The sequence below is a fragment of the Ferrovibrio terrae genome (genome assembly GCF_943371255.1).
GTDB lineage: Bacteria > Pseudomonadota > Alphaproteobacteria > Ferrovibrionales > Ferrovibrionaceae > Ferrovibrio > Ferrovibrio terrae_B.
This window is the reverse complement of sequence record NZ_CALRUC010000068.1, coordinates 1-22,243: the sequence shown is the minus strand read 5'-3', so window position 1 is coordinate 22,243 and position 22,243 is coordinate 1. Positions and strand designations below refer to the sequence as shown.

The 22,243-nt window shown below is 63.2% G+C and carries 23 protein-coding genes; 12 read left to right on the top strand and 11 right to left on the bottom strand.

Going from position 1 to position 22,243, the window contains the following annotated elements; all coding sequences use genetic code 11:
* The 5 genes from AAG799_RS14610 to AAG799_RS14590 form a co-directional block, all read left to right on the top strand.
* On the top strand, positions 1 to 525 hold a 525-nt coding region (locus tag AAG799_RS14610; protein WP_341897145.1), incomplete at its 5' end, for an SDR family oxidoreductase.
* 258 nt (positions 526 to 783) lie between these two features.
* A complete protein-coding gene (locus AAG799_RS14605; RefSeq protein ID WP_341897143.1) occupies positions 784 to 1,050 on the top strand; it encodes a YMGG-like glycine zipper-containing protein in 267 nt (88 codons plus the stop codon).
* A gap of 132 nt (positions 1,051 to 1,182) precedes the next feature.
* Positions 1,183 to 1,506 carry a BON domain-containing protein gene (locus AAG799_RS14600; RefSeq protein WP_341897141.1) on the top strand — a complete coding sequence of 108 codons (324 nt, stop codon included), beginning with the start codon at positions 1,183 to 1,185 and terminating at the stop codon, positions 1,504 to 1,506.
* 10 nt (positions 1,507 to 1,516) lie between these two features.
* A complete protein-coding gene (locus AAG799_RS14595) occupies positions 1,517 to 1,726 on the top strand; it encodes a DUF3185 family protein (RefSeq protein ID WP_341897139.1) in 210 nt (69 codons plus the stop codon).
* Positions 1,727 to 1,806: 80 nt separating this feature from the next.
* Positions 1,807 to 1,965, top strand: coding sequence for a DUF3309 family protein (locus tag AAG799_RS14590; protein ID WP_341897137.1), 159 nt, complete (start codon positions 1,807 to 1,809; stop codon positions 1,963 to 1,965).
* Positions 1,966 to 2,027: 62 nt separating this feature from the next.
* Here AAG799_RS14590 and AAG799_RS14585 read toward each other — a convergent pair whose 3' ends face one another.
* The 5 genes from AAG799_RS14585 to AAG799_RS14565 all read right to left on the bottom strand — a co-directional run bounded on the left by AAG799_RS14585 (position 2,028) and on the right by AAG799_RS14565 (position 6,003).
* Entirely contained in the window at positions 2,028 to 2,345 is a 318-nt protein-coding gene (locus tag AAG799_RS14585; protein ID WP_341897134.1) for a chorismate mutase, read from the bottom strand.
* A 169-nt stretch (positions 2,346 to 2,514) separates the two neighbouring features.
* Positions 2,515 to 3,168 carry an OmpW family outer membrane protein gene (locus tag AAG799_RS14580; protein WP_341897132.1) on the bottom strand — a complete coding sequence of 218 codons (654 nt, stop codon included), beginning with the start codon at positions 3,166 to 3,168 and terminating at the stop codon, positions 2,515 to 2,517.
* Between the two features lie 161 nt (positions 3,169 to 3,329).
* Positions 3,330 to 3,821 carry a hypothetical protein gene (locus AAG799_RS14575; RefSeq protein WP_341897130.1) on the bottom strand — a complete coding sequence of 164 codons (492 nt, stop codon included), beginning with the start codon at positions 3,819 to 3,821 and terminating at the stop codon, positions 3,330 to 3,332.
* 136 nt (positions 3,822 to 3,957) lie between these two features.
* Positions 3,958 to 5,172 carry a 5-aminolevulinate synthase gene (gene hemA, locus AAG799_RS14570; protein ID WP_341897128.1) on the bottom strand — a complete coding sequence of 405 codons (1,215 nt, stop codon included), beginning with the start codon at positions 5,170 to 5,172 and terminating at the stop codon, positions 3,958 to 3,960.
* 150 nt (positions 5,173 to 5,322) lie between these two features.
* A complete protein-coding gene (locus tag AAG799_RS14565; protein ID WP_341897126.1) occupies positions 5,323 to 6,003 on the bottom strand; it encodes a flavin reductase family protein in 681 nt (226 codons plus the stop codon).
* 86 nt (positions 6,004 to 6,089) lie between these two features.
* Here AAG799_RS14565 and AAG799_RS14560 point away from each other — a divergent pair, with 86 nt between their 5' ends.
* Complete coding sequence (locus tag AAG799_RS14560; RefSeq protein WP_341897123.1) at positions 6,090 to 6,617, top strand: response regulator; 528 nt, start codon at positions 6,090 to 6,092, stop codon at positions 6,615 to 6,617.
* 6 nt (positions 6,618 to 6,623) lie between these two features.
* On the opposite strand, the gene AAG799_RS14555 is transcribed toward AAG799_RS14560, so the two are convergent.
* The 3 genes from AAG799_RS14555 to AAG799_RS14545 form a co-directional block, all read right to left on the bottom strand.
* Complete coding sequence (locus tag AAG799_RS14555; RefSeq protein WP_341897121.1) at positions 6,624 to 7,016, bottom strand: Hpt domain-containing protein; 393 nt, start codon at positions 7,014 to 7,016, stop codon at positions 6,624 to 6,626.
* Positions 7,017 to 7,180: 164 nt separating this feature from the next.
* Positions 7,181 to 10,318 (bottom strand): efflux RND transporter permease subunit, encoded by a 3,138-nt coding sequence (locus AAG799_RS14550; RefSeq protein WP_341897119.1) that lies wholly within the window; start codon positions 10,316 to 10,318, stop codon positions 7,181 to 7,183.
* A gap of 24 nt (positions 10,319 to 10,342) precedes the next feature.
* Positions 10,343 to 11,461, bottom strand: coding sequence for an efflux RND transporter periplasmic adaptor subunit (locus AAG799_RS14545; protein ID WP_341897117.1), 1,119 nt, complete (start codon positions 11,459 to 11,461; stop codon positions 10,343 to 10,345).
* A gap of 237 nt (positions 11,462 to 11,698) precedes the next feature.
* Between AAG799_RS14545 and AAG799_RS14540 the strand changes: the two genes are divergently transcribed.
* The 3 genes from AAG799_RS14540 to AAG799_RS14530 all read left to right on the top strand — a co-directional run bounded on the left by AAG799_RS14540 (position 11,699) and on the right by AAG799_RS14530 (position 16,019).
* The gene (locus AAG799_RS14540) at positions 11,699 to 12,628 is read left to right on the top strand and encodes a histone deacetylase family protein (RefSeq protein WP_341897115.1); all 930 of its coding nucleotides are present in this window, start codon (positions 11,699 to 11,701) and stop codon (positions 12,626 to 12,628) included.
* Positions 12,629 to 12,734: 106 nt separating this feature from the next.
* Positions 12,735 to 14,417, top strand: a complete 1,683-nt coding sequence (gene ettA, locus AAG799_RS14535; RefSeq protein WP_341897113.1) for an energy-dependent translational throttle protein EttA — start codon at positions 12,735 to 12,737, stop codon at positions 14,415 to 14,417.
* A 6-nt stretch (positions 14,418 to 14,423) separates the two neighbouring features.
* The gene (locus tag AAG799_RS14530) at positions 14,424 to 16,019 is read left to right on the top strand and encodes a methyltransferase (protein WP_341897111.1); all 1,596 of its coding nucleotides are present in this window, start codon (positions 14,424 to 14,426) and stop codon (positions 16,017 to 16,019) included.
* Here the strand turns inward: AAG799_RS14530 and AAG799_RS14525 are convergent.
* From AAG799_RS14525 to AAG799_RS14515, 3 genes are all read right to left on the bottom strand, one after another.
* Positions 16,016 to 16,924, bottom strand: coding sequence for a DMT family transporter (locus tag AAG799_RS14525; RefSeq protein WP_341897110.1), 909 nt, complete (start codon positions 16,922 to 16,924; stop codon positions 16,016 to 16,018). The two genes, AAG799_RS14530 and AAG799_RS14525, sit on opposite strands and share 4 nt — an antisense overlap.
* Entirely contained in the window at positions 16,921 to 18,105 is a 1,185-nt protein-coding gene (locus tag AAG799_RS14520; RefSeq protein ID WP_341897108.1) for an MFS transporter, read from the bottom strand. Before AAG799_RS14520 ends, AAG799_RS14525 begins: the two co-directional genes overlap by 4 nt.
* A gap of 128 nt (positions 18,106 to 18,233) precedes the next feature.
* On the bottom strand, positions 18,234 to 19,262 hold the full coding sequence (locus AAG799_RS14515) for an ABC transporter substrate-binding protein (protein WP_341897106.1): 1,029 nt from the start codon (positions 19,260 to 19,262) through the stop codon (positions 18,234 to 18,236).
* A 354-nt stretch (positions 19,263 to 19,616) separates the two neighbouring features.
* Between AAG799_RS14515 and AAG799_RS14510 the strand changes: the two genes are divergently transcribed.
* From AAG799_RS14510 to AAG799_RS14500, 3 genes are all read left to right on the top strand, one after another.
* Positions 19,617 to 20,819, top strand: coding sequence for a pyridoxal phosphate-dependent aminotransferase (locus tag AAG799_RS14510; protein ID WP_341897103.1), 1,203 nt, complete (start codon positions 19,617 to 19,619; stop codon positions 20,817 to 20,819).
* 115 nt (positions 20,820 to 20,934) lie between these two features.
* Positions 20,935 to 21,207, top strand: a complete 273-nt coding sequence (locus tag AAG799_RS14505) for a ribbon-helix-helix domain-containing protein (protein WP_341897101.1) — start codon at positions 20,935 to 20,937, stop codon at positions 21,205 to 21,207.
* 82 nt (positions 21,208 to 21,289) lie between these two features.
* Positions 21,290 to 22,243, top strand: a 954-nt coding sequence (locus AAG799_RS14500; protein WP_341897097.1) for an efflux RND transporter periplasmic adaptor subunit, incomplete at its 3' end; no start/stop codon positions are given.

Sequence of the window (22,243 nt, the reverse complement as noted above, 5' to 3'; positions counted from 1 at the left end):
ATTTCGCTGACCGGCACGCTGGAAACGCCGATGAAGCGCTATGACCTGATGCACCAGATCAACACGCGCGGCACCTATCTGTGCAGCCAGAAATGCCTGCCGCATCTGATGAAGGCGGAGAATCCGCATATCCTCAACCTGTCGCCGCCACTGAACATGAAGGAACACTGGTTCGCGCCGCATGTCGCCTACACGATGGCGAAATTCGGCATGAGCATGTGCGTGCTGGGTATGGCCGGTGAATTCAAGCGCAAGGGGATAGGCGTGAATGCGCTGTGGCCGCGCACCGCGATCGACACCGATGCGATGAATGTGATCACCGGCCCGGAGTTGCGCAAGAAATGCCGCAAGGTGGAGATCATGTCAGATGCAGCCCATGTGGTCCTCACCCGCCCGGCCAGGGATACCACGGGCAATTTCTTCATCGATGATGAAGTGCTGCGCAGCGCCGGGCTGAAGGACTTCGCGCGCTATCGCCATCCGGGCACCGCGGAAACTGACCTGATTCCGGATTTCTTCGTCTAGATCGCTTTTTTGCCGCATCGGTATGCCCCGAGCTGCCGTTTGGCGAACGGTCTGTGAGATTTATGCGATATCGCTTGCCCGGCGCTGTGCGGCGCCCCGTATCCGCGGGCGCCTGAGGCTTTAGCCGAAGCTGCATTGGCTTCCATTTTTGGAACCAATCACCGACATGGCCGTTTCCTTGTCCAGAGTGCAGAGCGGTGTGCAGATGCGGGCCGGTCTGCCGAACCGGAGTTTTTTCTGAACTCCAAGGAGGCGACCATGAACCATACAGCAAAGAACCGTCTGATGGCTGCGACCGCTGCGGTGACCCTGATTGCAGCCAGCGCCACGCTGGGCGCCTGCGGTAATTCGACGTCGGATCGTGCCATTTCGGGCGGCGCAATCGGCGCCGGGGTTGGCGCGGTTGGTGGTGCGCTGACTGGTAATACCCTGGGTGGTGCAGTGATCGGTGGTGCTGTTGGTGCCGCTGCCGGTGGCCTCACCGACGAAGACCAGATCAACCTCGGCAAGCCCGCCTGGCGCTGATGCGCCAAGGGGCGGTGTCAGCCTCGATTGCGGGCAGGGTGAAATGACCGCGCTGCCCGCAGGCTGTCTGAGCAATACAAATTACGGTCATAGGTCTTTCACGACCAATCCACTGAAAAAAAGGACGACATCATGCTGACCTTCTCAAACCTCTCCCGCAGCCTCGCCATTGTCGCCATGCTGGGCGGTGCCGTTGCCGTTTCGGCCTGCACCTCGACCCCCAAACAGGAATCGACCGGCGAATACGTCGACTCGGCTGCCATCACCACCAAGGTGAAGGCCGAACTGATCAAGGATCCGGTGACCAAGGCCAGCCAGATCAGCGTTGAGACTTTCAAGGACACCGTGCAGCTGAGCGGCTTTGTTGATACGGCCTTGTCCCGGTCGCGCGCCGAGCAGATCGCCCGCAACATCCAGGGCGTGAGAGCGGTGAAAAACGATCTGGTCGTGAAGTAAGGTGGCTGTGATGCCCACCAATCTTGTGCTCGGCATTATTGTTTTGGCTGCCGGCGTGGCTCTGCTCGGTTTCGGGTGGAATGCGTCGAATGCGCCCATGGAGCAATTGTCCGAGACCATCACCGGTCGCTACACCGATCTCACCATGTGGTACCTGATCGTAGGTGCCGCAGCCGCCTGCGGCGGTGCTGCCTTGATGGTGTTCGGTCGCAAGGCATGAAAGCCTGGTGCCGGACAGTCACCTGCCCTGCACCGCAGACTTTTCCCCAGTCAAAGTCATAATAATAAAAGGAGGCCGATATGAGCATTGGCACGATCCTGCTTATCATCCTGATTATCCTGCTGATCGGCGCGGTGCCCAGCTGGCCCCATAGCAGCAGCTGGGGCTATTACCCCAGCGGCGGCATCGGCATTGTGCTGATCGTGGTGATTGTCTTGCTGCTGATGGGGCGCATCTAGCGGCCCTGCAGACGGTAAATGAAGCGGCGCCCGGCTATCATGGCCGGGCGCCGTTTTTTTGTTCAGGCCTTGGCAGCCTTGCTTTCGCTGGCAATGGCTTCGTGATGCCGGATCACCTCCTTCACGATGAAGGCGAGGAATTTCTCGGCAAAATCAGGGTCCAGCTTGGCGGTTTCGGCCAGTTGGCGCAGGCGGGCAATCTGGCGTGCTTCGCGCGCGGGATCGGCCGCCGGCAGGCTCTGTGTCGCTTTCAGGTGGCCGACCTGCTGGGTGCATTTGAACCGTTCGGCCAAGAGATGGATCAGGGCGGCGTCGATATTGTCGATACTGTCGCGCAGGCGCAGCAGTTCAGGATGCACGGCGGGGGTCGTCTGGGTCATGGCATTCACAGCAGGAAACGGGCGCCCATCATGCGGGGCTATGCCTGCCGGTCAAGTCTGCGGGCCGCAGAGGCGGCCGGATCGCATAAAAAAGCGCCCCCGTCATGATCGACGGAGGCGCAGTCTGGTCCCGGCCGCGAGGTCCATCGCGGCCAGCATATGAAAAACCTCAGAATTTGTAGCCGAGACCGAGGCCAACCACCCAGGGATCGAGGTCGGTATCGGCATGGATCACCGTGCCGGTATTGGTGGTCACGGTGACGTCGGTGTTGAGGAAGATCTTCTTCACATCGGCATTGAAGTACCAGTTGCCGCCAAGCTTATAGTCAAAGCCGGCCTGGAATGCATAGCCCAACGCATTGTCGTATTTGACGCTGCGCAGACCCGGGCCCTTATCCTCATTGTAGAAGACGGCATAGGTGAGGCCGGCGCCCATATAGGGGCTGAATGCCGACTTCGGCGCGAAGTGATATTGCAGGGTCAGGGTCGGCGGCAGCAGCCACACATCGCCAAGATCTACCGTGCCAGACGTGCTGCGCTTGACCGCCATCTGGTGCTTGGTGGTGGCGGCAATCAATTCTGCAGCAATGTTATCGGTGAAGAAATAGGAGAAGTCAGCTTCACCGGTCCATTCGTTACTGGCATCCACATCACCGCCAATGATGGTGACGTTGGCGGTTTCAGCCGGCAGCAGGCCGATGATGCGGCCGCGCACCAGGATGTCGCCCGCGGTCTTGCCGTCGGCGGCATCGGCATTGAAGGACAGGCCGGTCAGCAGCAGCGCGGCGCCAGCCGTAGCCGCAATAAATTTTCCGATACGCATATTCGCTCCATTGTTTGACGGGCGCCCAGACGCGGCGCTGCGCTTGCCGGGGGAGGCCAAGCAACTCTGGAATTCTGCGCTATTGCGGGGTCAGGCGGCTTTGACCGAAGTCAATCCGAGCCGAGATGGCGGGCAGCTGCGACAACATGGCGCAGTGATGATCAGCCCAAATGGAGGTCGATCTTGTAGCGCTCGATCTCGGTGTTGTCCTCGTCGCGTTCGACCCCGATCACGATGACATTGTCACGCGTGGTGAGATCGGGCAGGCGTGCCATCAATGCAGCATGGGCATGCGCGGCGCTGGACGGACCGTCGAAGGGGATCCCCACCGTGGTCATGCGGCAGGCGGTGCAGTAACCCGCCTTCATGTAGTCATGTGATGACGCGAGATCGTGAAACAGAATGCCGGCAGTCTGCTCGATCGCGGCCTGGCGAATCTGCGTCGTGGTCATGTCCTGGCCGTCGATGCGGAACGGGCGGCGATAGGCCTGGAAAAAGGTCCAGGCCAGCAGCATGGCGGCCTTGGTCTTGCCGCCGCCAGCCGGTCCGGAAATATACAGAAATTGCGGCATGCGCAGGCGCTCCTGCAAGGTCTGCACCTGCAGTGGCGTGAAGCCGAAATCCGGCAGCGATTGAAAGGTGCGTTGTGACATCCCGAGTCCCTTAAGGGCCTCTCATACGGGTGTCACGCTAACAATGGTAGAGTTTACAAGGGTTTAAATCCGATAACCCCAAGCCTTCCCGCATGGGGCGAGGGAACCCGGATGGTCACCAGCAAAGATAAGCGGATTATGCCGCCTGACGGCGCAGGCCCAGGCGCTGCCAGACATCAAGCAGGGCAACGGTCAGTGCCTGCATCATCGCGTCGGTATGCACCGGTGTCGGCGTGATGCGCAGGCGCTCGGTGCCGCGCGGCACGGTGGGATAGTTGATCGGCTGGATATAAATGCCGTGATCGCCCAGCAGCATATCGGAAGCGGTCTTGCACAGGGCCGCGTCGCCGACCATCACCGGCACGATATGGCTCTGGTTCACCAGCACCGGCAGGCCGGCATTGAGCAGCATGCGACGCAGCGTGGCGGCACGTTCCTGGTGGCGGGCGCGTTCGACCTGGCTGCGCTTGAGATAGCGCACGCTGGCGGTGGCGGCGGCGGCAATCGCCGGCGGCATGGCGGTGGAGAAAATGAAAGCCGGGGCATAGGAGCGTACGGCATCGATCATGATGGCGCTGCCGGCGATATAGCCGCCAACCACGCCAAAGGCCTTGCCCAGCGTGCCCTGGATGATGTGGATGCGATGCATGGCGCTGTCGCGATCGGCAATGCCGCCGCCGCGATTGCCATAGAGGCCCACGGCATGCACTTCGTCCAGATAAGTCATCGCGCCGTATTTGTCGGCCAGATCGCAGATCGCATGGATCGGCGCGATATCGCCATCCATGGAATAAACGCTTTCAAAGGCGATCAGCTTCGGCCGGTCGGCCGGGATGCCCTGCAGCAGTTCTTCCAGATGGGCGACGTCGTTGTGACGCCAGATGCGCCGTTCGCAGCCGCTCTGGCGGATGCCTTCGATCATCGAATTGTGGTTGTCGGCGTCCGACAGGATGATGCAGCCGGGCATCAGCCGGGCCAGGGTGGACAGCGAGGTCTGGTTGGCGATGTAGCCCGACATGAAGGCGAGCGCGGCCGGCTTGTCATGCAGGTCGGCCAGTTCGCGCTCAAGCGCGACGATCATATGGCTGTTGCCGGAAATATTGCGGGTGCCGCCGGCGCCGGCGCCAAATTGCTGGGCGGCCTGCACCAGTGCATCGATCACCACAGGATTCTGGCCCATCGCGAGATAGTCGTTGGAACACCACATGGTGATCTTGGCCGGGCCGATGCCGCTGTGATTATCGGCCACGGGGAAGCTGCCGCAGGTCCGGGCGAGTTCAGTGAACACCCGGTAGCGTTTCTCGACATGCAGTTTCTCGACCGCCTGGCCGAAGAGGGCTTCGTAATCCATGGGGCTTACTGGATTTCCTTACTGGTGCCCGGATATTAGGCGCCGGCGGCCCGGCTGGCTAGACCTCCCTCGCCGGGGCAGGGCGCGGCGAGGGGTCGCAGGCACTATTGCGGTGCAAAACGGGCAGCCGCATTGACCCAGATCATGCAGTTATTTTGGCCTGATCATGCGGAACAAGGTCTCCGGTGTGGCCTCGAAGTAATCCGCCAGGTAGCCGGAGCGCATGATCGGGCGCGCAGCGCCTGCGTCGAACAGGCCATCCTTGATGTAAGCCTTGTTGATGTGAACGCCCACAACCTGTCCCAGCGCCATCCAGGCGTCCAGCGGGCGGCCCTCCAGATCATGTTGCCGGATCACCTGCAGCAGTTTGCATTCCAGTGCGGTCGGGCTTTCCGCCACGCGGGGAACAGCCACGTTGCGACAGGCAGCCGGCGTGACGCCGGCCAGTGTGAATTCATCCACCTCGGCGTCAACACTCGCCGAGGTCCGGTTCATCGCTTCGGCCAGCGGGCGCGTGGCCAGATTGGCGACGAACTCGCCGGTTTCCTGGATGTTGCGGATGCTGTCTTTCCAGCCGGTGCTGCCGAAGGCAACGATCGGTGGCTTGTCGTGAAAGGCGTTGAAATAGCTGTAGGGCGCCAGATTGACGCGGCCCTTGGCATCCCGCGACGAGATCCAGCCGATCGGGCGTGGTCCGACAATGGCCTTGAACGGATCATGCGCCAGCCCATGCCCCTTGGCTGGTTCGTAAAAATGAATGGGGTCGCTCGTGGTCGGATTATTGGCAATCGTATCGGCCGGCATGATCTGTCCCGTCTTGGCGCGACCCATCTGTCGCAGGCATTGTTGATCGGTTATACAGTGGGTCAAACTTCCGCCATCGTCCACCGGCAGATGCAGATGTAAAGTCACCCACTATGCCCTATGACCTGAACCGACTGGACCTGCTGATCGTCGAGCCCGATACCGGCGTGGCATCTACCTGGCGCAGACTGTTATCGACCTTGCGCATGAAGGCGCCCAATGTGCTGCCGGATACGGACCAGGCCTGGACGCTGCTGAAAGGCGCGCCGCAGGGCGGCGCCGTAACCGGTACAAAGGTGGATGCCCTGATCTGCAGGTGGGAACTGCCCGGCGATGACGGCCTGAAGCTGATCGAACGGTTGCGTCGCGATGCTGAATCACCGGCCCCGTTTCTGCCGGCGATCATTGTCACAACCACGGTCACGCGGGAGCGCGTGCGGCAGGCGCTGGATGCCGGGGTGCATGAAGTACTGATGCTGCCGCTGACGCCGAAGGCGGTCGAAAGCCGGTTGCGCGAGATGGTGGAGCGACCGCGGAAATTCGTCCGTGGCGGCGGCTATTTCGGGCCTGACCGGCGCCGGCAGGTGCGGGCTGACTATGCGGGACCGTTCCGCCGCGCCGCCGACCGGGCCAAAACCTAGTCTGGCTCAGGCGAAGCTTTTCTCGGCCACGCCCTTGAGCGCATCGAGAATCTCGCGGCCCAGTTCGCCGGCGGCACCCTGGATACGATTGTCGACCACGGTGCGCAGGGCCTCGACATGGGCATCGATCACGGCGCGATCAACCTTCTTTTGCTCGATGGCCCGCTCGGTATAGCGGCACAGCAACTGGCCGATATCGGTGACGAGATGGTAGCCGAAGGTGCTGCCCTGGCCCTTGATGTCATGAGCGACACCATAGACCTCGCGCAGGGCATCGGCATTGTGGCCATCGGTGACAGCCGCAATCGCCGCATCCAGGCGTTTGAGGTCGTCATTCACCCAGCCAACATACTTGTCGGCCAAGCCAGCCACGGCGGCCTGGGCGCTGGCGACGGCCATACCGAAAGCGGGATCGGAATCCGCGGGGGGATATTTGCCGCTTTGACTGCTCATGGTCTGCCGGGGCGCCCATAAATAAGAACGATTCTTGTTTACCGGATATAGGGGGGCGCCCGGCGATCAAAGTCTAGGTTATCAACTGGTAACCTGACCTGAAGGAGGGGTTACTCGGCCGCCTCGGCCTTGCCCGCCTCCAGATCAGGGGTCTTTTCCATCTCGCTGAGTTTGCGGGCAATATAGCCGGCTGGCTTGGTAAACCGGGCCAGCAGCAGATAGAGCACCGGCACCACGAACAGGCTGAGCACCGTGGCAAAGGTCATGCCGCCGACGATCACCCAGCCGAGCGCCGAGCGCGACTCGGCGCCGGCGCCATGGGCCATGGCCAAGGGCACGGCGCCGAAGATGGTGGCGATCGTGGTCATCAGGATGGGCCGCAGGCGGGCAATCGAGGCGTTGACCACGGCATCGTAGATCGTCTGGCCTTCGTCGCGCAGCTGGTTGGCGAATTCCACGATCAGGATGCCGTTCTTGGCGATCAGGCCCACCAGCATGATGATGCCAATCTGGCTGTAGACATTCAGCGTCTGGCCGGCCAGCAGCAGGCCGGCCAGGGCGCCGGTCACGGCCAGCGGCACCGACAGGATGATGATGATCGGGTGGATCCAGCTCTCGAACTGTCCAGCCAGCACCAGGAACACCACGATGAGCGCCAGGGCAAAGGTGACGAAGATCGCCGCCGAGGAGTCCTTGTACTCACGGCTCTGGCCCGCATAGGAGATGCGTACCTCGGGTGGCAGCACTTCGGCGGCTGCGGCGTCGAGATAGTCCAGTGCCTGACCGAGCGTATAGCCTGGCACCAGCGAGGCCTCGATCATCACCGAACGCAAGCGATCGGTACGATTCAGCTCACGGGCGTTGGCGCCTTCCTTCAGGGTCACCAGGCTGGCCAGCGGTACCAGCTTGTTGCCGGTGTTGCTGCCGCGCACATAGATGTTGTTCAGGTCGTTTGGCGTCACGCGCTGCTCGACCGGCGCCTGCACCAGTACCTTGTACTGCTTGCCGTCGCGCTGGAAGTTGGTGACCTCGCGCGAACCCAGCATGGTTTCCAGGGTGCGACCGATGGTTTCGATCGGCACGCCCAGATCGGCGGCGCGATCGCGGTCGATCTGCACCTGGATTTCCGGCCGGGTCGGCAGGTAGTTCTTCTTGACGCCAAGCAGGTTGGGGTTTTGCAGGGCGCGGGCGATCACGCGATCCGACCATTCGTCCAGCTGCGCATAGGTGGCGCCGCCGAGGATGAAGCGGACCGGCGATTGCGCACCGGGCAGGCCGAGGCTGGGCGGGTTGACGACGATGGCGCGCACCGATGTCAGGGCCAGCAGCTTCTGGAAGGCCTGACGGGCAACCTCCTGCTGCTTGATATCGCGATCGGCCCAATCCGCCATGCGCACCACGACGAAGCCCGAGTTGACCGGCGCGGGACGACCACCCCAGGCCGGTGCCACGTTGGATTGCACCTTGGTGACGGCACCGGACTTGATGAAGGACTCCAGGGCCTGTTCGATGGCGATGACAGCCTTGCGCGTATAGTCGTAAGAAGCACCTTCGGGGCCTTCGACAATGACAAAGAACACGCCGCGATCCTCGATCGGTGCGAATTCGCGCGGCAGTGCCTTGAACATCAGTACCGCAGCCACCGACACCAGTGCACCAAGCGACAGAACCACGACAGGCGCGCCGAGCGACAGGCGCAGGATGCGGCCATAACCGTTGCTCATGCCGACGAAGAACTTCTCGGTCACATGATAGAACCAGCCTTCTTCCTTGGCTTCGTGCAGCAGTTTCGAACACATCATCGGTGTCAGCGTGAGCGCGACGAAACCCGAGAATAGTACCGCGGCGGCTACCGACATGCCGAATTCACGGAACAGACGGCCGGTGTTGCCATCCATCAGCGAAATCGGCACAAACACCGCAATCAGCACCACGGTGGTGGCGATAACGGCGAAACCGATCTGCCGCGCACCGCGCAAGGACGCCAGCAATGGCGGCTCACCCAGTTCGATGCGCCGATGGATATTCTCCAGCACCACGATGGCGTCATCGACCACCAGGCCGATCGCCAGCACCAGGGCCAGCAGGGTTAGCACATTGATCGAGTAGCCGAGTGCGCCGATGACGATGAAACTGCCGATTATCGAAACCGGAATGGCGACGGCAGGGATCAGAGTGGCGCGCCATGAGCGCAGGAACAGGAAGATCACGCCGATCACCAGTGCCAATGCCACGGTCAGGGCGTGAAACACTTCATAGATCGACTGGCTGATGAATTTCGACTGGTCGTAAGTCACTTCCATGCGCACGCCGGTCGGCAGGCTGTCCTGCAGACGGGCAACGGTAGCGGTCACGCCATTCGAGATGTCCATGGCGTTGGCCTTGGATTGGCGAATCACGCCAAGGCCGATCGCCGTGCTGCCATTGACACGCTGTTCGGTGCGGTCATCTTCGGCGCCGAGTTCGACCTTGGCAACTTCGGACAGGCGCAGCAGATAGCCGTCCTGCTCGCGCAGTACGACATTGCGGAACTGCTGGGCCGTGCGCAGGCCGGATTCGGCGCGCACCGTAAATTCGCGCATGTTGCTTTCGATGCGACCCGAGGGCAGCTCGACATTCTGGCGGCGGATCGCCTCCTCGATGTCCTGCACCGTGACATTGCGGGCTGCCATCGCCATGCGGTCGAGATAAACGCGCATCGAATAACGGCGGGCGCCATAGATGTTGACCGAGGCAACGCCATCCACCACCGACAGCTGGTCGACCAGGTAGCGATCGGCATAGTCGGTGAGCTCAAGCAGGTTGAGCCGGTCGCTGAACAGCGAGATATAGATGATCGGCCGGGCATCGGCCTCGGTCTTGGCGATGATTGGTTGATCGGCTTCGCTGGGCAGCTTGGAGAGGATGCGGCCGACCTTGTCGCGCACGTCATTGGCGGCGGCATCGACATTGCGGCTGAGGTTGAATTCGATGCTGATCGCGCTCGATTCCTCGCGGCTGGCCGAGGTGATGCTGCGGATGCCCTCGATGCCGGCGACCGAATCTTCGATGATCTGGGTGATCTTGCTTTCAATGATCTCGGCCGAGGCGCCGCGATAGATGGTAGAGATATTGACCGCCGGCGGATCGATATCAGGGTACTCGCGCACCGCCATGCCGCGCAGGGCGAACAGGCCGAAGATGATCAGCACAAGGGACATGACGGTCGCGAAGACCGGGCGCTTGATCGAAACGTCCGAGAGAACCATGGCTCTATTCCCGTGCTTGCGGAATCAGCTGGAAGACTTCTGCGGCAGCGTGCCGGAGACTGGTGGCGTGCCCGTGTTGGTCGGGCGCACGCGCGAGCCGTCACGCAACTGCTGCAGGCCGGTGATTGCTACCACGTCTTCTGGGCGCAGGCCGTTGGTGATCTGGGCCAGGCCGGGCAGGCGCTGTCCGATGGTGACGCGGGTGCGGGTCGCCTTGCCATCGCTGATGACGAAGACAAACTGCTCGCCGCCCTGGGCCAGCAGGGATTCTTCCGGCACCATGATGGCATCCGGCACCTTGCCGACGCTGAGAGCCACGGTCATGAACATGCCGGGTTTCAGGGCATCGTCACTGTTCGGAATCTGGGCGCGCACGCGCACCGCACGGGTGGTGGGGTCGACGCGGCTGTCGATGGTGGTAACGATGCCCTCGAATTTGCGGGTCGGCATCGAGGTGGCGCGGGCGCTCACGGTGTTGCCGATGGTGACGCCACCCAGCACGGTTTCCGGAATCTCGAATTCAAGCTTGATAACCGTGGCGTCGTCCAGCGTGGTAATCACGTCGCCCGGCCGCACCAGGGCACCGAGGCTGACCTTGCGCAGGCCGAGCTTGCCGGTGAAGGGCGCCCGGATCACGCTGTCGGAAAATTTCGCCTGCTCGGCGCGCAGGCGCGCCTCGGCGGCTTCATAGGTCTTGCTCAACTCGTCGAGGCGGGCCTGGGCGACCACCTTGCTCTCGATCAGCTGCTTGGCGCGGTCATAAGCCATCCTGGCGCCGTCACGCGCTGCACGCAGGGCGCCGATATTGGCGTTGCTTTCGGCAGCTTCCAGCTCGACCAGCACGACACCGGCCTTGACCACCTGGCCTTCCTGGAAGTTCAGCCGCTCAATCATGCCGGTCGCCTTGGCGGTGATGGCCACCGCCTCATTGGCCTGGGCAGTGCCGACGGCCTCGACGGTGTGGGTGATCTCCATGCGCTTGATCGGGGCTATCTCGATCGGCAGGGCGGGTACGCTGGCGGTCTGCCTGGCCCCGGTGGTTGGCGTGCCGCCGATGAAGGGCAGGCTGTCACGATAGATGTATGCACCGGCCGCGCCGGCAACGATCACGCCGGCCACGATAAGCTGACCCCAGACTTTCATCTTTCTTTACCACCCTAATGAAACGTGTCGAGCCGACCCTAGATCTCGCCCGTACCCCCCCGAAAGCGTCGCCGATTCCGTCCCGTTGCAGCGGGCTGCTGATTTCGGCGTTTGCATGATCTATTGTATACGTCCTATTACGGAATATCCTGCATTTTTTGTGCTTAACGGGCCGCTGGAGCGCCGGGCACGGGTTTGTGAAGGGCCGGGAGGAATGCCGATGGTCATGGGAAGCGGATGGTAACCGGGCTGTTCACCCATGCCGCCTGCCTTGCTCACGATACGGGAGATGGTCACCCGGAATGCGCGGAAAGGCTGCAGGCGGTTCTGGCGCGTCTTGAGGGAGAAGACTTTCTCTATCTCGACCGCCGGGAAGCGCCAAAAGCCACGCCGGAGCAGATCGCCCGCATCCATCCCGGCGACTCTGTCGACCGGGTTCTGCAGGCGATTCCGCCGCGCGGCCTGAACTATATCGACGGCGACACTGTGGTGTCCTCGGGTTCCGGCGAGGCTGCCTTGCGCGCCGCCGGCGCGGTCTGTGCCGCAGTGGATGCGGTAATGGGCGGCGAGCTGCGCAATGCCTTCTGTGCCGTGCGGCCGCCGGGCCATCATGCCGAACCCGACCAGGCGATGGGCTTCTGCCTCTTCAACAACGTGGCGATCGGGGCCGCCCATGCACGGGCGCGCTGGGGCATCAAGCGGGTCGCCGTGGTTGATTTCGATGTGCATCACGGCAACGGCACCCAGGCTGCCTTTGCCGCCGATCCCGATCTCTTCTACGCCTCGACCCACCAGATGCCGCTCTATCCGGGTACCGGCGCGGCGCATGACCATGGCGTGGCGGACAATATCGTCAATGTGCCGCTGCGGCCTTATGCCGGGTCGGCCGAGCTGCGCGCCGCGGCCGAACGAGTGCTGCTGCCCAAACTGGAAGGTTTCGCCCCCGAACTGCTGATCATATCGGCCGGTTTCGATGCCCATGCCAGCGATCCGCTGGCCCAGCTGCAGTTCACCGACCAGGATTATTACTGGATCACCGAGCGCTTGCTGCAGGTGGCTGACCGGACCGCCGGGGGGCGGGTGGTTTCGGCCCTGGAAGGCGGCTACGACCTGCGGGCGCTGGCCAGCGCGAGCGCGGCCCATGTGCGGGCCCTGATGCTGGCCTGACCGGCCCCGTTTTGACCCACCCAGACGGCGCCCCTTGATTGCGCCGGAGGCCCCGTTTCTATACAACTCGGCCAACTTTTCAGCCGTTTCAACGCCGGAGCGAACAATGGCGTCGTATCAGTACATTTACGTGATGAAGGACCTGGCCAAGACCTATCCGGGCGGCAAGCAGGTTCTCAAGGGCATCTGGCTCAGCTTCCTGCCGGGCGCCAAGATCGGCGTGCTGGGTAACAACGGTGCCGGCAAGTCGACCCTGCTGAAGATCATGGCCGGCCTGGACAAGGAATTCACCGGCGAGGCCTGGGCTGCCGATGGCGTCAAGATCGGCTATCTGCCGCAGGAGCCGCAGCTCAATCCTGACAAGGACGTGCTGGGCAACGTGATGGAAGGCGTGGCCGAGACCAAGGCGCTGCTGGACCGCTTCGAGGAAGTCTCGATGAAGTTCGGCGAGGTGACCGACGACGACGAGATGAATGCGCTGATCGCCGAACAGGCGGAGCTGCAGGAAAAGATCGACGCCGCCAATGCCTGGGATCTGCAGCGCAGTGTCGAGATCGCCATGGACGCGCTGCGCTGCCCGCCGGGTGATGCGGCGGTGGACAAGCTGTCGGGCGGCGAGAAGCGTCGCGTGGCGCTGTGCCGCCTGCTGCTGTCCAAGCCCGACATGCTGCTGCTCGACGAACCGACCAACCATCTGGATGCGGAATCGGTCGCCTGGCTTGAGCGCTTCCTGCACGAATACGAAGGCACCGTGGTGGCGATCACCCATGATCGCTATTTCCTCGACAATGTGGCCGGCTGGATTCTCGAACTCGATCGCGGCTCGGGCATTCCGTGGGAGGGCAACTATTCCTCCTGGTTGGAACAGAAGGAAAAGCGGCTCGCCCAGGAAGGCAAGGAAGAGGATTCCCGCCGCAAGTCGCTGGCGCAGGAACTCGAATGGGTACGTCAGAGCCCGCGGGCGCGCCAGGCCAAATCCAAGGCCCGCCTCAAGGCCTATGAAGAGATGCTGCAGCAGCAGAACGACAAGGCCGCTGATGCAGTCTCCATCACCATCCCGCCCGGCCCGCGCCTGGGCAATGTGGTGATCGAGGCCGAGGGCCTGTCCAAGGGTTTCGGCGACCGCCTGCTGATCGACAACCTGTCGTTCAAGCTGCCGCCGGGCGGCATTGTCGGCATCATTGGTCCGAACGGCGCCGGCAAGACCACGCTGTTCCGCATGCTCACCGGCGGCGAGCCGCCAGACAAGGGCGAGTTGCGCGTGGGCGAGTCCGTCAAGCTCGGCTATGTCGACCAGAGCCGTGACAGCCTGAATGACAAGAAAACCGTGTGGGAGGAAGTCTCCGACGGCAACGACATGATCACGCTGGGCAAGCGCGAGGTGCCGAGCCGCGCCTACTGCTCATGGTTCAACTTCCGCGGCGCCGACCAGCAGAAGAAGGTCGGCATGCTGTCGGGCGGCGAGCGTAACCGCCTGCATCTGGCAAAGATGCTTAAGACCGGCGCCAATGTCCTGCTGCTCGACGAACCGACCAACGATCTGGATGTCGATACGCTGCGGGCGCTGGAAGAGGCGCTGGAATCCTTCGCCGGCTGCGCCATCGTCATCAGCCATGATCGCTGGTTCCTCGATCGCCTCGCCACCCATATCATGGCGTTTGAAGGCGACAGCCATGTCGAGTGGTTCGAAGGCAACTACCAGGATTACGAGGCCGACAAGAAGCGCCGTCTCGGCGCCGATGCCGATCAGCCGCATCGCATCAAGTACAAGCCGCTGGAACGCCGCTAGGGTCCGATGAACCGCAAAGACAGGCGGGCACAGAAAAAAGGCGGGGGTGGCGATCTGTTTGGTCGTCACAAGCCAGATCTGAGCGGTCGCCCGCTGGTGGCGCGTGCCGGCGCCGGCGGTGTCAGCGACATGCTGCTGGGCCTGGGCGGCGTGAAAAAAGTGACGCCGACGACTGCTTCGCAGCCCGATGTGATCGATCCGGTGCATAGCGCGCTGACGCAGCTGCGGCTGAATGAAACGCTGGCGGCAAACCTGGAGCGCCTGCAGCGCAGCCTGGCTGCCACGCCGGATTCAGAGGCCCTGCTGCACCAGGTGGCGCGGCTGCAGGTGCGGCTCGACCGCCGCGCCGATGCCCTGATCACCTATCGACACCTGCTGGCCCTGCGGCCAGACCATGCCGAGGGCCGGCATATGGTGGCGGTGCTGGCCGGCGAGGCGCCGGAAAAAGCCAATGCCGCCTATGTGGCATCGCTGTTCGATGCCTTTGCCGACAGTTTCGACGACAAGCTGGTCGGCTGGCTGGAGTATCGCGCGCCGCAGCATGTCGCCGCTGCCCTGCGCGCAGCCATCGGCGAGGCCGCCGCAGCGTCGGCGCGTGGCATCGATCTGGGCTGCGGCACCGGCCTGCTGGGGCCGGAAGTGCGCGGCCTGATGAAGCGGCTGGATGGCATCGATCTCTCGCCGCGCATGGTCGAGAAGGCACGCGCCCGCCGGCTTTATGATGAACTGATCGTCGGTGAGATCGTCGAAGTCCTGCAGGCCCGTGGCGATAGCTATGATCTGGTGATGGCGGCCGATGTGCTGTCCTATTTCGGCGATCTGCGCCCGCTGTTCGAGGCGGCGCGCGCCAGCCTGCACGAAGGTGGCCTGTTTGTCGCCACGGTGGAGAAGGGCACTGGTGCCCGTTATCACGCCGCCAAGACCGGCCGTTACCAGCATGGCGAGGCTTACCTGCGCAAACGTGCCGCCGATGCGGGCTTTGTCGTGCTCAGCCTGGACGAGATCGAACTGCGCAAGGAAGAGAACCGGCCGGTGCTCGGCTATGTCTTTGCCCTGCGCGCACAGGAGACGCCGGAATCGCAGGCGGCCGCGCTATCGGTTATGCCAATGGATGCGATCCTCGCAGGTCTGGATGCGCCAGCTTCGGGTGTCGTACTGGCGGCGGCCCAGCGCATGATCGGTAGCGGTTTTGCGCTCGGCTGGGCGATCGACCTGGGCGGCTGCCTGGCGCGCCATGCGACCGACCTGCGGCAGCTGAGCCAGCATCTCGACATGGTGGCGGAAGATCCGCTGCGCAGCCGGCGGGCCTTCGAGACCGGCCTGTATGACGATTGCGACAGTGGCGCAGTGATTCCCTTCCTGGAAGATCGCCCCGATCATTACGATCTGATCATGATGGCTGAGCCACGCATCGCTGCGGCCGATCCGGCGGCCTTCTTTTCGGCGGTGAAGATCGCCTTGGCGGTGGCCGGCATCTTCGTTGGTGTGTTCAGCGGTGATGCTGTGAGTCTGAGTGAGACGGCGAAGGCCGAGGGCCTCTTCGTGCTGGCGGTCGAACCGCTGCCCGATGGCACGGGTTTCTGTCTGATCGCGGAAAGCTAGGCGGGCGGCGGCTTTGTTGTGGCCTGGCGCGTGATGACCAGGCCCAGGATGACAATGGCCGCGCCAATCAGCTGCACCGCGGAGACATGCTCGCCAAGGAAAGCCACGGCGCTGATCATGGCAAAGACCGGGATCAGGTAGGAATAGATCACCGAGCGGGCGATGCCGAGGCGGTTGATGCCTTCGTACCAGAACAGATAGCCCAGCGCGCCGGCGAGAATCGCGGTGTAGAGGAAGCCGGCCCAGTGACCGGTGCCCATCGCGGCCCACTGCATGGCATCCCAGCCCCAGAGCATGGCCGGCGCGAGCAACAGCGCACCAAACAGCATCGACCAGCCAGAGACATACAGCGGCCCCAGCCGCGTGAGATAGGGCGGCGACAGCACCGAGAACAGCGCCCAGCAGAAGGCCACGGCGAGGAACAGAAGATCGCCAATGATATGGCCGCCGCCGACGGTGATGGCGGTCAGGCTGTTGTTGATGACCAGGAAGACGCCGGCAAAAGACAGCAGCACGCCGCCCCAGGCCAGCCGTGACAGGCGCTGGCCACGCAGGCTGCCCAGGATCATCGCCCAGATCGGCGATGTGGCGATCAGAATGGCGCCTTTCGACGCGGTGCTGAGCGTCAGTGCATTCGTCCACAGCAGCTGCATCATGGTAATGCCGAGAAAGCCGAAGCCGGCCAGCGGCAGCAGGTCGCGGCGTTGCGGCAGCTTGAGGCCTTCGCGCCAGGCCAGCACAACCATCAGGGTGAAGGCGGCAAGCAGATAGCGCGTCGAGGCGAACACCGTGGGCGGCATCACGCCCAGCACATATTTCGCGGTCGGGAAGGTGTTGCCCCAGATGATGACGGTGAGCAGCAGATAGGCATCACCACGATTGACGCTGGCCTTGTCGAATTTCATGCCGCGGCCCTCCGCTCCGTCGCCCGCAGGCCAAGCGCCAGGCCGAGACCAACCGTGCCGGCGGCGAGCAGCAGCCAGCGGCCATCGCTCCAGCCGCCGAAATGCGCAACCAGAGCGGCCAGCGCGGGGGGGCCGATGAAGGATCCGATATTGAGCAACTGCACCACCACGCCGTTTACGGTGGCAATTTCCGACGGCTCGCGCGCCTGCAGCGGCACGCCGGCCAGCACGGCGGCCGGCAGCATGCCGCCGAAACCGCTGGCGGCCATGGCAAAGCCGATCTTGGCCAGCACCGGCAGGTCCGGTGCAAAAGAGGCGACGCCCAGCACGCCCATGCCCAGGCTGACGGTGGCGATGATCAGCCAGCGCGGCAGGCCGCGATGCATCGCGGCGGCGGAGACGGTTGTGCCCACGGCATTGACCAGCACCACGCCGGCAACGCCAAGCGCCAGCACGGTTTCGTTGCTCTGGCCGCTGTCTTTCAGATAGGTGGGAATCCAGGTCACGATGGAGAACCACTGTGTGGTGTAACAGGCGAAGCAGCCGGCCAGCAGCCATGGTCCGGGGCGGCGCAGCACTGCGGCATTGAAGCGGCGCGGCGGCGATTGAGCAACGCCGGCCGTCAACGGCGGCAGCAGCAGTGCGGCGGCCAGCGGCAGCACGCCCATGGCCAGCCATAGGCCGCGCCAGTCAAGCAGGTCATGGCTGACAGCCAGTGCGCCGAGCATGCCCAGGGTAACGCCGAGCGGCATGTAGCTACTCCACAGGCCAAGCGCGAGACTGCGCTGGGCAGGTAGGCTGGCGGCCGTGACCAGGCTGGGGCCACAGACTACGGTGATGACAAAACCAAGCCCCTCCACCAGCCGTGCGGCGAGCAGCGGAATTGTGCTGAGGCTGAAGGCACCGGCAAACGAGCCCAGCGCGCTGATCAGGAGGCCCAGCATCAGCGCGCGGCGCGCCCCGATGCGGTCACCGGCAAAGCCGGCCATGATGCCGCAGGCACCACCGACCAGGCTGACCGAGGATGCCACCAGACCGCCGAGCACCAGATCGAGGCCGAATTCGGCGCGCAGCTGGCCGAGCAGGGGCGGCAGCTTGCCGACCTGCATGGAGACGATCACGCCGGCGGCGATCACGGCGAAGACCGCCTGCCAGTCGGTGTGATGGCGGGATGTGTTCATTGTTGCGATAGGCGTTGCGGCAGACGGCTGGGGTAAAGCGGACACACTCGAAACCGGAAACGGGTCGGCAAAAGAAAAGCGGCGGGGTCGCCCCCGCCGCTGTCTTGTAGCAGCTTTTTAAGCGCCGATCACGGCAACATGCGCTCGGCCTTCGCCGGCAGGTAGCCTTCTTCGAACAGGTCGGCGGCCTTCGGCGCCTTTTCCAGGCCGATGGCCGAGGCCACGGCATCGGAGGAGCGCTGCAGGCGGGCCATGTCGACGCCGCCGAAGCCGTTATCCTTGACATACTTGGTCAGGATGTTGCGCTCGAGCGACATCTTCAGGCGCTTCATTTCCAGAGCTTCGTCCACCAGGCCGTCACGGGTCTTGGCGGCTTTCACGCCGAGTTCCGGATTGGCGACGATTTCCTTCCAGGCCTTGATGGTGGCCTTGACCACGCCCTTCACGGCCGCCGGGTTTTCCTTCATGAATTTCGGCGAGGCGACGATGGCATTGCCGTAGAAGTCCATGCCGGCTTCGGCATAGGAGAACACCTGGACGTCAGACATCGCGACGCCGATCTTCTCGAGATCGAGCATCGAGGAGAAGTAATGGCCGCTGATGAAGTCGACGCTGCCGTTCTTCAGGCTCGGCTCGCGCAGCGGCGGCTGCAGGTTGATGAAGGTGACCTTGCTCTTGTCGATGCCAACCTTGGCGGCATAGGCGGGGAACAGCTTGAACGAGGCGTCGAAGACCGGCGCGCCCAGCTTCTTGCCTTCCATATCCTTGGGCGACTTGATGCCCGAGGATTTCAGCGCATAGAGGCCCATCGGGGCGGCGTCATAGGCCATCATCACGGCCTTGACCTGACCATCGGGGTTCTTGGCGTTGTATTCGATCAGCGCGTTGACGTCGGCAAAGCCCATCTCGTAGGCGCCGGTGGCGACACGCTGCAGCGCGCCGGCCGAGCCCTGGCCGGCATCGATGGTGATGTCGATGCCTTCAGCTTTGTAATAGCCCTTCTGCTCGGCGAGCAGGAAAGCCGAGGTCGGACCCTGGAAGGCCCAATCCAGCGTGAATTTCATCTTGGTCTGCGCATCGGCAGCGCCGGCGGCGCCCAGGCCGAGCGCCAGCGTGACGCCAGCCGCGGCAAAGGTGAAGGTGCGAGTGAAGGTCATGGTCTAAGGTCTCCCCGGTAAACGTCAATCCTGGCCGATTATCTGCGAGTCGGGCTCGGCGTAGGCCCGGCAGTCTATGCCGGCCCGAAAGCACCCGCCAAGAGCGAATCGAACACAGGTCCGGAGCAGATCGTATGCAATTCTGAGTCCACTTCCGGCGCGGATATCGGGGGTTGGAAAACCGCCGGTTCCGGCGCCCGAACGGCCAGGTTGCCCAAGGCGCTGCCCGGCTGCCTGCTTTTGCGGCACAAACATGGTTTCAGCGACAGGTTGATATGTTGCGCCGCCCACAGGCCGGACGTATGGTTCGCCCGCCTTAATCCTCTCCGCCCGCGCCTAGGAGTCGCCAAAACAATGCCGTTCCTGTCCGATGCTCTCGGTCGCATCAAGCCCTCGGCCACCATTGCTGCCACCCAGAAGGCCCGCGCGCTCAAGGCCGCCGGCCGTGACGTGATCGGCCTTGGCGCCGGCGAACCCGATTTCGAGACCCCGGCCAATATCCGCGAAGCCGCCAAGGCAGCGATCGATCGTGGCGACACCCGCTATACCGATGTGGACGGCACGGCGGCGCTGAAGCAGGCGATCATCGCCAAGTTCAAGCGCGAGAACGGCCTGGACTACAAGCCCGAACAGATCTCGGTCGGCACCGGCGGCAAGCAGGTGCTGTTCAACGCGCTGCTCGCCACCGTCAATCCGGGCGATGAAGTGATCATCCCGGCACCCTACTGGGTCAGTTATCCCGATATCGTCAACTTCGCCGGCGGTACGCCGGTTTTCGTGACCGGTAGCGCCGAAGACGGTTTCAAGCTGCGCGCAGAGGCGCTGGAAAAGGCGATCACCCCGAAGACCAAGTGGGTGATCTTGAATTCGCCGTCCAACCCCTCGGGCGCCGCCTATACGCGTGATGAGCTGAAGGCGCTGACCGACGTGCTGGTGCGCCATCCGCATGTCTGGATCCTGACCGACGACATGTATGAGCATCTGGTCTACGACAACTTCGTCTTCACCACCCCGGCGCAGATCGAGCCGGCGCTGTATGAGCGCACGTTGACCATGAACGGCGTGTCGAAGGCCTATTGCATGACCGGCTGGCGCATCGGTTATGCTGGCGGCCCGGTGCAGTTGATCAAGGCGATGGGCAGCCTGCAGTCGCAGTCGACCTCGAACCCGTCCTCGATCAGCCAGGCCGCCGCCGTCGAGGCGCTGAATGGTCCGCAGGACTTCATCCCGAAGAACAATGCGGTGTTCAAGCAGCGCCGCGACCTGGTCGTATCGATGCTGAACCAGGCCAAGGGCATCCAGTGCCCGAAGCCGGAAGGCGCCTTCTATGTCTATCCGAGCTGTGCCGGCACCATTGGCAAGACCTCGAAGGGTGGTGTGAAGATCAATACCGATCTCGACTTCTGCAACGCGCTGCTGGAAGAGAACGGCGTGGCGGTGGTGTTCGGCGAGGCCTTTGGCTTGGCGCCGCATTTCCGCATTTCTTACGCTACGTCAACCGAAGCCCTGAAAGACGCCTGCACGCGGATTCAGGAATTCTGCGCGCAGCTGTCCTGATTTCTGGCAGGTAACTGGTGACGGCCATCACGCAGCGACGAGAGGCCAGCTTGGCGCGGAAAACCGCCGATGCTAAGCAGCATTTGTCGCGGCCGCCCGGCCGGACAGGTCACGCATGCCAACGACGGTAAAAAAACGTTCCGTCGTGGTGGGCGGCCATCGTACCAGCATCTCCCTGGAACAGGCGTTCTGGGAGGCTCTGCAGGTTCTGGCCGCCCAACAGGCTAAGACCATCAACCAGATGGTCAGCGATATCGACGCTGCACGTTCGGGCAACCTGTCGAGCGCAATCCGGGTCTGGATCCTGGATCGGGCGAGAGAGGGGCTGTTGCAGCCGGAGGGAACCGCCGTCAGAGCGGTGCCTGCGGCAGGGAAGCAAGAACAGTAGCCTACGGCGTTCGGGGGAAGTCTTACAGTTCAGTAGCGTGAGTGCTCCCGCGCGGCCGTTCGCAGAACAGGCGGCTATGCGTATGACCCGGTCCTCCCTCTCTGTCACAACCATCGTGGTTCTGGCATCGACGCTGTTTTTGGCAGCGTGTGAAAAAGCCGCTGCACCGCCCGAGCCGATCCGGCCGGTGCGCATCACCACTGTGTCGCCGCAGGTTTACGAGAGCCGCTCCAGCTATACCGGCGAGGTGCGCGCCCGCTACGAGACCAACCTTGCCTTCCGCGTCGGCGGCAAGATCGTTGCCCGCTATGTCGAGATCGGTTCCGAGGTAAAGAAGGGCGCGCTGCTGGCCCGCCTCGACCCGGAGGATATCCGGCTCGCCAGCCAGAATGCGCGCGCCCAGCTGAGCGCCGCCCAGGCCAATTTCAACCAGGCCCAGACCGAGCTGAACCGCTACAAGAAGCTGTTCGAGAGCAAGGTGATCAGCCAGGCCGAACTGGATCGCCGGCAGAATACCTACAACACGGCAGAGGCCCAGCTCGACAGCGCCCGCTCGCAGATGCGGGTGCAGCAGAACCAGATGGATTACACCGAGCTGCATGCCGATGCCGATGGCGTGGTCACGGCCATCAGCATCGAAACCGGCCAGGTGGTGTCTGCCGGCCAGACTGTGCTGAAGCTGGCGCGGCCGGAAGAGAAGGAAGTGGTGTTCAATGTCGCCGAGAACCGCCTCGACGAGTTGCGCGGTGCCACTGCCATTGTCATCAGTCTGTGGGCGCAGCCCGACAAGGAATATGCCGGCGTGGTGCGCGAGATCGCGCCAGGTGCCGATCCCGCCACCCGCACCTATGCAGTGAAGGTGAGCGTGCAGGCGCCGCCGGCCGGTATCCGGCTTGGCATGACATCGACGGTGTCGATCGTGCGGCGTTCGGATGCGTCTGTGGTGGCGCTGCCGCTGGCGGCGCTGTACCAGCAGGGCGCAGAGCCGGCCGTGTGGGTGTATAGCGGCCCGGCCGAGGGCGAGGGCAAGGTCGAG